This window comes from Streptomyces cinnamoneus, assembly GCF_014650495.1.
Taxonomy (GTDB): Bacteria; Actinomycetota; Actinomycetes; order Streptomycetales; family Streptomycetaceae; genus Streptomyces; species Streptomyces cinnamoneus.
In genome coordinates this window covers 146,189-159,430 of sequence record NZ_BMVB01000003.1, presented here as the reverse complement: position 1 = coordinate 159,430, position 13,242 = coordinate 146,189, and the positions used below count along the sequence as shown (strand labels likewise).

Genomic DNA, 13,242 nt, shown 5'->3' with positions numbered 1-13,242 from the left:
CCTCTCTGCTCAAGGAGTTTCGGCGACGGTGACGCGGTGCTCGACGGAGTACACGGTCTGTTCGTCACCGCAGTCGATCCGCAGGGTGGTCCCGACAGCCGCCCCCGTGTTCATGTCGGAGCCGTGCAGCACCACGGAGTCGACGCGGGCGATGCCCTGCACGCCTTCCAGGACGCGGTACGCCTCGCCGGTGTACACCGGCCGCCCCAGCGGCCAGCCCTTGCCGTCGGGGCCTCCGTCGACCGGGTTGAACCAGCGGTACAGCGCGCGTTCGGCCGCCATGGCCAGGGCGGCGCGTTCCGTCGCGGTCAGGTAGTCCTCGGGCACGACGTGGGCCTCGCTCCGGATGCCCACGTAGTGCGGTGTCTCCAGCCACACCGGGACGCCCGCCGGGTGCAGCGCGCGCAAGGAGCGCTGCACCGTGTCGCACGCGTCCTGGGTGGGGGTGAGCATCGGGAAGGGGAACCAGCCGTGCTCGTCGGCGGTGACGAACGGGACGACCTTCAGCCGTACGCCGGCCTGGAAGGTGCCGCCGCTGGTGTCGGTGAAGCCGTCCGCGCCCTGGCCGGACGCGGTGTTGCGGATCGACACGACACCCGGGGGGAGGCGCCAGGCCGTGTCCGCCGGGATGCCGTTGCCCTTCCCGCCCGCTGTGCAGCGGTAACCGGCCACTGTCACAGGAGATCCCCGCTCAGGAATCTTGCCGTGCTGCACCTTGCGCCCCGAGCCGTCGGCAACGGCCGGACCGAAGTGGACCTGCCCGGTGGCGGCGTTCAGCACCACGTGCTCGTCCGCCTCCCCGGAATGCTCGAAGGAGGTCTGCACGGACCAGTCCTCGCCGCCGACCGAGACCGTCGTGGGCAGCGGCTCGCACAGTTGCGGCGTCATCAGGGCGATCACCTGGCCCGGCTCCTCCTCACCGGTCGAGGCCGAGGCGCCGGAGTGCGTCGAGTACTGCAGGGCCGTCACGGGGCCGGTCGCGCCGTCGTCGACGGCGATCGTGTACGCGGTGGCGTCCGTGGCCTTCGGGTCGCGGATCTGGAGGGCGAGCCAGACCCCGTCCTCCGTGGGGTAGTCGTTGCCGTGGCGCGCCACGGCGTCGTCCACGCGTGCGGCGGGCCGGTCGACCGTGGGCCTCCAGCGAGGGGAGCCGCCGAGCCGCAGAGGGTGCGAGAGCGCCGGGGCGCCGCCGATGGTCACGGAGGCGGGGGCCGCGCACGCGTAGGCCGCCGGGATGCCGGGGTCCCACCACGGGACGCCCCTCCTCGGGAGGAAGACCGACAGCGCGATCCGGTCCGTGGCCCCGACCGTCCGGTCCGGCCGTACCCACAGGGTCAGGTGGGCGAGGTCGGTGTCGGCGGGGAGGCGGACGAGCGCCAGGGTGACCTGGGCGCCGGCGCGGTACGGTCCGCTGACCGGCCCGTTCGCCAGGTAGTCGCCGGCGGCCAGGACGTCGTGGGCCCCGGTCACGCGAGGATCGGGGAACAGACGGGCCACGCCGGCGATGCGGGTGGCGGCCCTCGTGGCCTCGTCCGTCGTGGTGAACACCACGCCGTCGTCCCGCGTGGTGACCTCGGTGTACTTGGGCAGGGACGGCGTCCTCGCGTCGAGGACGAAGCGGAGCGTGGTGACGGCCGGCCGGGCCAGGGCGTAGTTGCGCGCCGGATCCAGACTCCCGTCGTCGTCCGTGCGCACGTGGTGGATGCGGGCCATCCCGGCCGAGGCGGCAAGGGCCAGCTGCTCGTAGTCGTGCGGTGTCACGGCCCGTTCCGGGAACGGGGAGCCCAGCGGCAGCCGCTCGGCGCACTCGGCTGGCGTCTCGGCATCGGTGCCGCCGGTGGCGGGCGCGGGGTTGGTGACGGCGGACACGTACGGCAGCGGGGTGCGCAGGACGGTGATCGTCCGCGCGGGGACGTTGCCCCCGGCGCCGCCGCCGGTCAGATAGCGCGGGGCCCGGACCGTGGCTCCCGCGGGCAGGGGCGCGCCGTACCGCAGGGCCCCCCGGCCGGTTCCGACGACCGGGGCGAACACGGCCTCCCCGCTGCGGGCGTCCAGGGTGAAGTGCCGGTCGCCGGGCCCCGATCCGGCGAGCGAGGGCACGTACGTCCAGCGGAAGGTCCTTCCCGCTTCGACGGCCTCGACCACGAGGGTGTCGGTGGCGCGCAGCATGGGCGGGTGGGCGAAGCGCAGCCGTTCGTTGCAGGCGCCGGTCGCGGTGCCCAGCTCCTCGTCCAGGACGACCCGGGCCTGCACGACGGGCACGGTGACCGACAGGGCCGGGTCCAGCGCGAGCGTACGGATGCCCGTCCCCGGTGGTGCGAGCCGGACGAGGCCGACGTCGCGCAGCTGCCGGGTCTGCGCGTCGTCCTCCGGAGGGTCGAGGAGCAGCCGGGCGGGGGCGTGGGTGGCGGGTACGTCGAGCGTGACCCGTATCCGGCCGTCCGGGCCGGCGGACCGGGAGGCGTGGCAGGCCGACCAGTGCGTTCCCTGCCACGCCTCCCAGGGCCCAAGGTCGTCCAAGGCCCCGTCCGGCGTGATGTCCAGGGCGATGCGGGTGCCGGGGACGGCGACCGACAAGACGACCAGCGCGTAGGCGTCGGGTTTCGGCGGCGGCTGGTCGTCCCCGGGCGGTACGTCCTCGTAGGAGGGGAGGTTGAGGTGGAAGGGCGGCCCCGCGAAGGTGCCGCCGTCCGGCTCCCCGGTGAACGGCACGAGCGTCCCCTGCACCGCGCCGCCCGCCGCGCCCCGCTGGGCGAACCGGCCCGCCGCGACCAGGACGCACGGGTTGACGACGGCCTCGGCCGCGGTGCTGAAGACCACCTGTTCGCCCGCCCCGGCCGGGGGACTGGTGGCCACCTCCAGCCCCACGGGGATGCGGACGGGTTCGGGCGCGGGCGCCGCGAGCTGGAACAGCACGTCGGTGCGGGCCGGTGCCGCCGGGTAGGGCCGTGGCCCCAGCAGGCCCAGCAGCTCCAGCCGGTGCCGGTCGGGTGCGCGGTCGACCCGGTCCCGCAGCGCTTCGGCCATGTCGGCGCACGACTCGATCAGTGCCCGGCCCGGGTCGGCGGGGTTGCGTCCCGTCCACGCGGGCAGGGCGGCGCGCACCGCGCGGACCGCGTCGGCGACGATGTCCGCGCGGTCGCGTCCGTCGTGGGCGGGGGGTGACGGTGTCATCCTTCGGGGCTCCCTGCGAAGCGGGTCAGTGGTCCGCGGTGACCACGGTCTTGAAGGGCAGGTGTGCGGGGCAGTGGGCGGCCACCAGCCGGGTCAGCCGGCGTTCCGCGGTCAGCCGGCCTTCCGCGGTCAGGTGGTCCTCCCCGTCGCCGAGGGCGAGCGTCACGGTCAGCATCCGGCCCGCAGGCGGTCGCTGGTCGCCGGTGAAGACGCCTCCGAGGTCCTGGATGTCGAGGGTCCAGCCGTAGATCTCCCGGGCCTCGCGCAGCAGCGCGTGCCGGGTGCCGCGGTGCGCGGCCAGCCAGGGTGCGAGGGCGACGGCCGTCCTGTGCTGCAGCTCGGTCCAGTCGGGTTCGACGCGGGCGGCGGTGATGTGCGTCAGCCAGTCCAGGAAGGAGGCGGGAGCCGTCCAGGGGTCGAGGACCTCGGCGAGCCCGTCCAGGCGGTCCTGCGCGGGCGCGAGGGCGGCACCGATGCCGGCGGCGAAGGCGTGGGCGACGCGGTCGCCGGCGTACACGGCGGGCAGCGTCGGTGGCCGGGGGACATCGGACACGGTGCGGTGCTCCTTCCGGGAGGTCAGTCCGTCACGTCGATCAGGCAGGCCGTCAGCAGCACCAGCCCGTTGTCGGGCACCTCGACGACCGGTGCGTCCCCGTCGCCCACCACCGACGCGTCGAGGACCGTACGGACCTCCGGCACCGGTTCCAGGGCCGCGAGGACGTCACTGGCGTGGACCCGGCGGCCCCAGGGCCAGCCGCTGCCGGCCGGGCCGCCGGAGGTGGGGTGGAAGTACCGGTACAGGGCGCGCCCGGCCGCCGCCTTCGTCTCCTCGACGCTGTGCGGGGTGTAGGCCCAGGAACGGATCCGGGCGCGCGCCGAGAAGGGCCGGTAGTCGGGGCGGGCCGCGTGGAGGCGGTCGCCGAGCAGCCGGGCGCCGTCCAGCAGGGCGCCGGCCTCCGCGAGCATGGCGTCGGTCACGTCCAGGTCGGCGTCCCGCAGCGGGATCGCGGGGTCGGCGGGGAGGTGGGGGACGAGCAGGACGCGCAGTGCCGCGTCCTCGGGGAGCCACAGGGTGGATTCGGTCCGGGCGCCCTTGATGAAGGAGAAGACCCCGTTCACGGTCACCACCGCGTCGGGTTTCCGCGCGCAGTGCGGGGACAGGTGGGGGAACGACTCCGCGATCAGGGACCGCACCCCGCGCCCGCCCGAGGGGCGCAGCCTGCCGTTGTCGTAGGTGAACCGCCGGTGGTAGAAGCTGTCGTCGCGGAAGAAGAACACCTCGTAGTCGCTGGCGCTGTCGCTGTGCGCGAGGGCCGCGACGGCGTCCACGCCGGCGCGGAACGGGTCGGGCAGGCCCGGGAACTCGGTGGCGATCTTCTGCGGGTCGGCGTCCGCGGTCCAGGCGCAGAGGTCGTCGGAGAACCACAACCTCGACACGTCCTGCTCCAGTTCGAGCACCGCGTCGAGGCGCTTCGCCGCGAAGGCCGGCGGATCGTCCTCGGTCGGACCGGGGAGGTGCGGACCGCTTCCCAGGAACGCCTGCCGGTGTGCCACGTTCCCGTCCGCGTCCACGAAGTAGTGGACGGCGCGGTCCGGATCGTGCACGGCCACGGCACACGCGGTGACGGTGTCCGGCCGTGCCGGCGGGCGCAGCCCGTTCGGCACCCGTGGGTCCTTTGGCCGCACGCTGTCCAGCACCAGGGCGCGGGCGACGGTGAACGCCTGCTCGGTGAGGATCCGTTCGTGGTCGGCGGCGGTCACCGCTCGCCGCGGCGGCGCCAGCCCGAGCGCCGCCCGCTCCAGCGCCTGCCGCCAGTCCTCCGCGTCCCGGCCGGGCGCGACCACCTCCTCGATCACGGCCGGTGGGGTCTCCCCGACGAGTTCCGTGCCGGGGGAGACGGCCTCCCGTGTGCCCCGGCAGGCCACGTAGGTGACGCCCACGGGCGTCCCGGGCGCGGGGACGGCCCCCAGCCGCCGTGGTCCGTCGGCGAAGGGGACGAGCGGGCCGAAGACGACTTCTCCCACCGCGTCGTCCCACCAGTAACAGGGCGTCTGACGGTCGCTCCCGGCGAAGGACGCGACCGCCGGCCACACCTGGCCGCCCACCGTCACCTCGGTGACCGGGGACGGTGCGGGAACCGGCGTGGGCGCGGCCGGACTCCAGGGCCGGCGGGACGGGGCGAACCGCTGCCCCGCGGTGCCGTCGGACGTCCCGAGCACTTCGGTGACCGTCTCCGGCCACTCGACGGCCCCGACCGTCGCGGAACCGTCCGCGGGCACCCGGACCGGAGCCGTCGTGCGGAGGACGAACGGGCGCTCCCGGGGAACGGTCAGCTCGGTTCCCGCGGGGACGTCCTGCTCGACGCCCGACGCGGCGAAGCGGACGACGACCCGGCACGGCACCGCCGCCATCGGCGTGATGCCCATCAGCGCCAGCAGCCGGGACCGCTGCCGCGGTGTCATCCGGTTCGCGCGGTAGACCAGCGCGTCCACCCGTCCGGCGCACGCCTCCAGCAGCGTGACACCGGGGTCGGAGACGTTGTGGTCGGTCCAGGACGGCGACCGGGACGGCAGCGCGCGCTTGGCCGCGTCCACCATCGGCTGGAAGCGGAGGTCGTCGAGGTCGGGGACCGGGAGCTCCTGCATGCGGGCCGTCACCCCTCCCGGGGCAGTGTGTAGAACGGGAAGACGAGGTTGCGCGGTTCGTTGGTGGTCCGCAGCCGGTAGCGGACGTCGATGTAGAGCACGCCCTCGTCCGCGGAGTCCGTGCTGAACAGCAGCTCGTCGAGCTCGATCCGCGGCTCCCAGCGCTCCAGGGCCCGGCGCACCTCCAGATCGGCGCGCGCCACCGTCGCGGCGTCCAGCGGGTCGAAGACCAGCCGGTGGATGCCGCAGCCGAACTCCGGTCGCATCGGCCGCTCTCCCGGCGCGGTGCCGAGCACGAGGCCGATGGCCTGCGCCACGTCGTCGCCGCCGGTGGCCAGCGCCACCTCGCCGGAGGGGGTGAGGGCGCCGGGGAAGGCCCAGCCCGCGCCGATGATGTCGCCGATGCGGCTCTCAAGGGGGTCCACTTCGCTCACCTACCTTCAGTCCTTCGGTCCTTCAGTTGATGTCGACGGGAGTGCCGGTGATCTCTGTCTTGCCGCCCTTGAGGGTGAGCTGGGTGGTTCCCTCGACGGTCACGCTCTTGCCCGTGAGCGTCAGGTCGCCGGGCCCGTCCGCCTCGATGCGCACTGTGCCCGCCTTGATGACGACGGTGCCCGAGGTGCCGGCGTCGACGGTGACGGTCCCCGAGCGCGCGTCGAGCCGCAGGCGCAGCTCGCCCGCCTCCAGGCAGATCGCCGTCTCCTTGCGGTCGAGGTGCGCGGTCAGCTTCCCGTCACCCGACTTCAGCCGGACGCCCTGGGGGCCCTCGGCCGCGCTCAGCAGCTCCAGCCGGTCGCCCGCCCGCGAGGTGACCGACCGCCGGTTCAGCCGTCCCGTACCGGCGTCGACCAGGGGCAGACCGTGGTCCGTCGGGGCATCGACCCCGTTGTACAGTCCGCCCAGCACGTACGGCCGGTCCAGTCGGCCGTGCTCGAAGCCGACGAGCACCTCGTCCCCGGTCTCCGGCGCGACCACGCCCCCACCGTCCGTGCCGCCCCACTGCACCGTGCGCACCCAGTCGGTGACGTACTCCTGCGACAGCCACGGCAGCTTCAGCCGCACGGCACCACGCTGTCCCTGCCCCGGCTCGCGGACGTCCGTCACGATCCCCACCGCGACGCCCGTCCCGCACAGCGGCGGCGGGGACGGCACGACCGGTGGGGGCAGCGCCCCGACCCGGACGCGGGTCAGGAAGCCGTGCTCGCCGTCGAAGGTGTGCAGGCAGGCCGTCGCCGTGTACTGCCCGGCGAACGGCGCGCCGGTGCCGCTCACCGTGAACGGCACCCCCGCGCGCAGCTCCGGAGTTCCCGCGACCGTGGCCTCCAGGTCCGCCATCGCGGCGGCCGTCTCGTCGGCCAGCGCGCGGGCGGCGGCGTCCACCTGCGCGGCGGTGGTGTACGGGCGTCCCGCCACCAGCAGCCCCGGCCGGTCGCCGAAGGGCCTGCCCAGTTCCGTGGGCGTCGTCCCCAGCCGCAGCCGCTCGCTGGCGGCGGCCGGGGCCCGGGACGTCACGGGGGACTTGGCCGCCTGGTCCCAGCCGCGCACCTCCACTTCGCCGACCTGCCCGGCGCAGGTGACGCCCGTCCGCAGGGACAGCAGGTTCACCCCGTACTGGAGCACGTACGGGCTGCGGTCGGCGCCGGTCGACGGCGCGGGGGCCTGCGCGGCGGGGGCGAGCCGGCGCAGCTCCACCGTCCGTCCCTCGACGGAGAGATGGAGACCCTGCTGGTCGGCGAGGTGGGTGAGCAGCTCCCAGTCCGTGAGGTTGGGCTGCGACAGGTGCCGGACGCGGCCGCCGTCGGCCTCGACGCGGCCGGCCCGCAGACCGTGCCGGGCGGCGGCCCGCGCGACGACCTCCGCGACGGTCGTCTCGACGTACGCCGCCACCTGGCGGCCGCGTGTCAGCCGGTGGCCCCGGTCGGCGGCCCGGACCGTGGTGAAGGCGCCGTCCGGGCCGACCTCCTTCTCCAGCGCGGTGACCTCGCCGTCGAACAGCGGTGTCCGGGTCCGCTGCCGGGCGGCGGTCACCGAGACCGTCACGGCCGTGCCGACGGCGACGCGCACCCCCGACAGCAGCCGGTGCTCCGGGTCGCGGAACCGCAGCCACGCCGTGGCCGGCAGCCCGGTCGCCGTCGCGACCCCCGCCGCCGCCAGGCGCTCACTCCACTGCTCCGGCAGCGTGACGCCGTCGAAGGCGACCACCGGCTCGGCCGCGTACGCCCGTTCCGTCACCGGCCGTCCTCCAGTACGGGCAGCAGCAACTCGCTTCCGGGGCGAACGGCCTCCGGATCGTCGATCCCGTTGGCACGGGCGATCGCCCGCCAGGACGCGGCGTCCCCGTACGCGCGCCACGCGATCCCCGGCAGCGTGTCGCCGGCCACCACCGTGTGCGTGCCCACCGGGCCGTCCGCGCCCGAGCTCGGGTTCTGCCGCGGCGTCGAGCCGCCGACCTCCTCCAGCGTCAGCGAGCACTCCGCGCGCAGCGGCGTACCGTCCGTCCCGAACCGCGTGTAGACGGCGTTCACCTGCGTGACGACGGCCGGAAAGGCGGTGGTGCGGGAACGCCCCCACTCCAGGCGCACCCACGGCGCGGAGGCCGGCTTCGCCGCGGCGCTCTGTGACGTCGGCGCGCAGCACCCCAGCAGCGTCTCCACCTCGCCCTGGACACCGGCGCCGCTGCCGGGCGCGTCGAGGAACACCTCCAGCGTCATGGTCCGCGGCTCGGCGCCGATGAACTGCGGTCTGGCGGCCGCTTCGTTGGACGGTGCGCGGCTGCGGTCCCAGCGGGCCTGTTTGCCGACGGACAGGCGATCCGGGTTGAAGTGCAGCTTGACCCGGGCGCGTTCGGGCCCCGGTGTGCTGCCGGTGCCGGCCGGCGGGTCGTAGATCACCAGACAGGCCCGTACGGGACTGCCTCCCAAGGGCAGAACGGCCATCGGTGGCGGTCCCTTCTGTCGTGTTCGCGCGCTGTCGCCTGTGCTCGCCTGGTGTCGCGGAGGGTCAGATCGTGACCCCGATGAATCCGTCGTGCGCGATCTCCAGCGTTTCCCGGGCCGGTTGGGACTGCTCGGTGTCGAAGGACGGCCCGCTCCACCGGACCGGCAGCACACCGTCCAGCAGCCACCGGACGATCGGCCTGCGGTCCGGCCCGAGCGCCACCAACTGCCCCGGCAGCCGGAGGGGTTCGCGCACCTGCTGCTGGATCCACGCCCAGATGAGCACGGTGTCCTTCGTCAGGGGTCTGCCGAGCACGACGTTCGAGTAGCGGATCCGGGTCGGCAGATGCCATACCCGCCCGTTCATGCCGCCTTCCGTCCGCTCCTCGACCTCCATGGAACAGCCCAGCCCCTCACACGAGGTGAACGAACCGAGCGAACTGTCCCCGATCGTCAGCTGGAACAACGAACTGACGGCGAACGGCTGGACCTGGTCCGGCATGGCGGCTCCGTCCGGGAAGGCATCGGTGTCGTCAACGGGGGGCGTGGCCCGGGGGTGGGCAGTACGGTGCCGGCCAGTCGACGCCGCGCCCCGGGAGGTCGAGCGCGCGCAGGACGGCGCGGGCGATCACATCGGCGTGCGACGCGGCGATCCGACGGGCGAGGAGGACGGGGTCGGGGGGTGGGGGTGGCGCTGGTGCTGTCCCGGGATGAGGCGGCGGGGAGAGGGGTACCGCCGACGGCAAGGTGGCCGGGGCCGGGGACGTGACCGGCGGTGAACCGTCGGGCCTGTGGGGCCGGGGCGAGGGGGAGATGCGCACGGCGGTCGACGGAGTACGGGGCAGGGGGTGCCCGATGCGAGGCCGGGGCGGGAGCGGGTCCGACGGCCGGGCGGGCTGTGCGACGGGCAGCGGCGTTCCGGCACCGGCCGGCCCGTCCGGCGCCCTGGGGCCGGGGTGGATTCCCGTGGCGCCTCCTGGCTCCCGATCGACCGCCGGGAGGCGGGGCGCGGGAGGTGCGGGCTCGTGGGACGTACGGGAGGGAACGGGCCCGGGACCGGGGTGCTCGGCGTGCACGGCTTCCGGCCTGTGGACCGAGGCAGGTGACGTCGGGGGGAAGGCGGTGCCGAGGGCGCGCGTGCGTGCGGCCGTCGGCCGGGGAATCGGCACGGGGGGTGCCGGGGCAGTGGCGGTGCTCAGCTGTCGGGTCGGAGCGCAGGAGGGGGAGGGAGTGGCCGGTGCGGGCGCCGGGGCAGGGCCGGCGAGGGATACCGGGGGAGGCAGGGGCAGCTGGGGAGTCGGTTCGGGCAGCGTCCGGGCGAGGGTCTGGTCGACGGTCTGGTCGACGGCCTGCGCGGGCGTTACCCCGGGTCCAGCCCAGTGGTGGTTCGGGGCGGGTGCTCCCGGGAGGACGACAGCCGTGTCGGGAACGGGTGCCGGTGTGCCCAAGGGGGCGACCGACCAGGAGGCCGGCCTGAACGGGCCCCGAGAGGCAACAGGCGCCCGAAGAGCCGGTGCCGGTACCGGTGCTGACGGAGGGGCGCCTCCTGGGGAGTGCGCCTGCGCGAAGGGCAGAGCCCGGGGCGGACCGGCGTGGGGCCGGGCCTCGGGTCGTGCCGGGGCCGCGGCCGGCGCCGAAGGCCGGGGAGTTGCCCCGGCAACAGGGGAGACGGGCGCGCCCTGCGCGGAGGAGAGACCGGGGGATAACTCCGGAAACCCGCGACCGGTCGGTACGTGGTCGTGGTACTCGTGGCCGGCGGCCGGTACGGGCGGTGACACGGACCCACCCGCCACGCCCCCGAGGGGTTCGGGCCCGAGCCCGTCCCCCGACCCCTGCGGCACCTCCGCGCCGGGCTCGGCGAAGCGGGCCGCACCGTCGCCCCCGTACGGTACGAGCCCGCACGCCACAGTGTGCCGGCCACCCGCGGACCGCTGAACGGCGGCCCGGCCGCGTACCGCACCGAGCGCACCCCCCATGATGCGCACCACTGTGCGCCACCGGGGCACAGGCTCGGGCGCGTGCTCGGACACCGGGGCCTCGGGCAGTCCCACGAAGGGAAGGGCCGCCGCCCCCGCCCCGTACGGACGCCACGCCTGCCCGCCGGAGAAGCACACTCTCCCGCATCCCACCCGCACGCCACGCGGCAGCAACCGTCCGTGCAGGGCCACGTCCGGCACCGGCTGCCACGCCGCCAGCGAGCGCCGGAATCCGGGCAGCGGGCTCCCCGGCAGCGTCGCCCGGCGGGCCCACGACGGCAGTGGAGCCCGCGGCGCCGCTGCCGCCGTGGGCCGCGACGGGTCGTGCTGCGACGGAGTGCGCTCCGGGCGCGGTGACCGTCGGCGCAAAGGCCAGGAGAACATCACAGGCCCCCGTCCCCGGCCAGCGTCGTGTTGATCCGGGCGATCTCCCGCACCCACGCGCGCCGTTCCTCGTGCGGGAGGGCCACAAGATCCGTGTACGCCCAGTGGAAGTGATAGGCGATGTATGCGACCTCCTCCCGGAGCCGGTCGGCGGGGTGCGTCATGATTCCCCCAGGCGTTCACCGGGCACGGGCTCGGGGACCGCGAATGCCGTCCCGCACGACGGGCAGGCCACCGCGCGGTCGCCCTCCAGCCCGTTGATCCGGCGGTAGAAGTCCTGGAGGTAGGCCAGGTCGGTGGCGAACAGCGACTCCACCACGCCGGCGTGGATCTCGGGCACGTTCCCCAGCCGGGTGATGACGAGGCTGAGCAGCACGACCCCCAGGTACGCCGGGTTCTCCTTCACCCGCTGGTCGATCAGTGGCGCCAGCTCGTCCCGCGCGGTGGCCAGGCGCATCCGGCCCCGGCGGTGGACGGTGCCGTCGCCGTCGACGTACCCACAGGGCAGTTCGAAGTCGAACTCGGTCTGCAACCCGGGGGTCTGCTGCGTCATCGGTTCTCCTGTCTACCGGTCCGTCGTCAGAGCACGCGCTCGCGGAACACCGTTCCGGCGGAGGTGTCCGCCGCCCACGCCTCGACCCGGACGCGCCCGGCCTCGGAGCCGGCCGTCAGGGCCGGGGAGACCGCCACGCCGGCCCCGTCAGTCGGGACGACCACGATCGGACCGCCGTCGAACGAGGCCAGGTCGTCGTCCACGACCCTGAAGGTGACGTCGGCAGCCACGGGCGCGCCGTTGGCGTCCACCACCATGACCTTGAGGCGTTCGGGGAACTCCGTGCCGCGCCGCGTCTCCTGGCCGGCGCCCGAGAGGTAGCGGGTGTGGTCGGCGGGTCCCACGGTCGGGATGACGGTGATGTTCTCGAAGCGGGTGAAGGCGCTTTCCTGCTCCCACATGGCCGAGATGTCGCATTCCCCGACCTGCTTGGCGTGGAGCACGGCGCTGGTGGCGGTGCCGTCGACCGAGGTGGTCCGGGTGTCGGTGGGCTTGTCGCCCTCGAACCGGGCCTGGTCGCCCTTGATCGTGAAGGTGATCGTGGCTCCCTGCACCGGGCTGCCGTCCAGCCTGGTCGCCTTGACCTGCAGTGGGTTGGGGAACGGGGTGCCGACGACCGCCTGCTGTCCCTGCCCCGAGAGCGGGGTGAGCTGGACCTTCGAGACGCGGAACATCTGCCCGGTCCCGGCGAGCCCGATCCACAGGGTCCCGTCCCAGTCCACGGCGAGGCTCGACGGGCCCGTGCCCTTGCCGGTCGAGATGGTCCCGGTCAGGTCCGTCGCGCCCGGGGCGAAGTAGCCGACCGCGTCGCCCGTGGGCATGGTGAACCACGCGGAGCCGTCGGGCAGGCCGTAGACGCGGTGTGCGACCGCGGGGATGTCGATGGCCCGGTGCGACTTGGTGTCGAAGTCGTACCGGATGATCCTGGCTTCCGGAGTGGTCGCCCAGAGCGCCTTGCCGCCCGTCCCGGTGAGCGCGATGGACTGCGGCCTGAGCTGGGCCCCGAAGTCGATGGGGGAGAGGTCGAAGTCACCGACCGAGGCGTCGAACCGGACCACGTGGTGACGGTCGGGACAGCTGACCCAGTACTCCTGGGGGTTGCTGCTGTCGATGGCCAGCCCGTGCAGCGGCTTGCCGTGGTCGGTCGAGTAGGAGACCCCGCCCTCGGTGTCGACGAAGAGCAGAGCCCCCTTGCCGTCGAGCGTTGCGACGATGCGCCGGGCTCCGCTGCTGTCCGGTCCCAGGGCCATGGCGCGGGTGGCGGCCGCCTGCCCGGAGCTGTGCAGCGCGTAGCGGCCGTCACTGGCGCACGCGAGGGCGTGGCCGGCCGCGTCGTCGTGGATGTAGGTCCAGACGGCCTGGTCCCAGAGCGCCAGGTCCTCGGCCTTCTTCCCCGAGTAGATCGGCTCGAACACCTTGCTCTCGTAGGGGCTGCGCGGCGCGAAGCGGCCGATCTTCGCGTCGGCGGTGATGAACCAGATGTTCCTGTCGGTGGGGTTGTAGGCGAGCGCCACGGGTTTGGCGTTCCCCGTGAGGTCGTAGGTATTGCCGTGTGCGGACGGCACAGCCGGGC

General features: G+C 74.5%; 10 protein-coding genes. All 10 read right to left on the bottom strand.

What is annotated here, in order from left to right; translation table 11 throughout:
• Positions 1-9 precede the first annotated feature (9 nt).
• Entirely contained in the window at positions 10-3,174 is a 3,165-nt protein-coding gene (locus IE182_RS05685; RefSeq protein WP_190108516.1) for a baseplate J/gp47 family protein, read from the bottom strand.
• A 25-nt stretch (positions 3,175-3,199) separates the two neighbouring features.
• Entirely contained in the window at positions 3,200-3,727 is a 528-nt protein-coding gene (locus IE182_RS05680) for a phage tail protein (protein WP_190108515.1), read from the bottom strand.
• A gap of 23 nt (positions 3,728-3,750) precedes the next feature.
• Positions 3,751-5,820, bottom strand: coding sequence for a baseplate J/gp47 family protein (locus tag IE182_RS05675; protein ID WP_190108514.1), 2,070 nt, complete (start codon positions 5,818-5,820; stop codon positions 3,751-3,753).
• 8 nt (positions 5,821-5,828) lie between these two features.
• On the bottom strand, positions 5,829-6,254 hold the full coding sequence (locus IE182_RS05670) for a GPW/gp25 family protein (protein ID WP_229844602.1): 426 nt from the start codon (positions 6,252-6,254) through the stop codon (positions 5,829-5,831).
• Positions 6,255-6,276: 22 nt separating this feature from the next.
• Positions 6,277-8,052 carry a VgrG-related protein gene (locus IE182_RS05665; RefSeq protein ID WP_190108513.1) on the bottom strand — a complete coding sequence of 592 codons (1,776 nt, stop codon included), beginning with the start codon at positions 8,050-8,052 and terminating at the stop codon, positions 6,277-6,279.
• Positions 8,049-8,756, bottom strand: coding sequence for a CIS tube protein (locus IE182_RS05660; RefSeq protein WP_190108512.1), 708 nt, complete (start codon positions 8,754-8,756; stop codon positions 8,049-8,051). Before IE182_RS05660 ends, IE182_RS05665 begins: the two co-directional genes overlap by 4 nt.
• A 64-nt stretch (positions 8,757-8,820) precedes the next feature.
• Positions 8,821-9,258: a phage tail protein gene (locus IE182_RS05655; RefSeq protein WP_190108511.1), complete on the bottom strand. Its 438-nt coding sequence runs from the start codon at positions 9,256-9,258 to the stop codon at positions 8,821-8,823.
• Between the two features lie 1,857 nt (positions 9,259-11,115).
• Positions 11,116-11,280 carry a DUF6760 family protein gene (locus IE182_RS05650; RefSeq protein ID WP_190108510.1) on the bottom strand — a complete coding sequence of 55 codons (165 nt, stop codon included), beginning with the start codon at positions 11,278-11,280 and terminating at the stop codon, positions 11,116-11,118.
• Entirely contained in the window at positions 11,277-11,669 is a 393-nt protein-coding gene (locus IE182_RS05645) for a hypothetical protein (protein ID WP_229844601.1), read from the bottom strand. The genes IE182_RS05650 and IE182_RS05645 overlap by 4 nt, the downstream gene beginning before the upstream one ends.
• A gap of 26 nt (positions 11,670-11,695) precedes the next feature.
• Positions 11,696-13,234, bottom strand: a complete 1,539-nt coding sequence (locus IE182_RS05640; RefSeq protein ID WP_190108509.1) for an NHL repeat-containing protein — start codon at positions 13,232-13,234, stop codon at positions 11,696-11,698.
• Positions 13,235-13,242 lie beyond the last annotated feature (8 nt).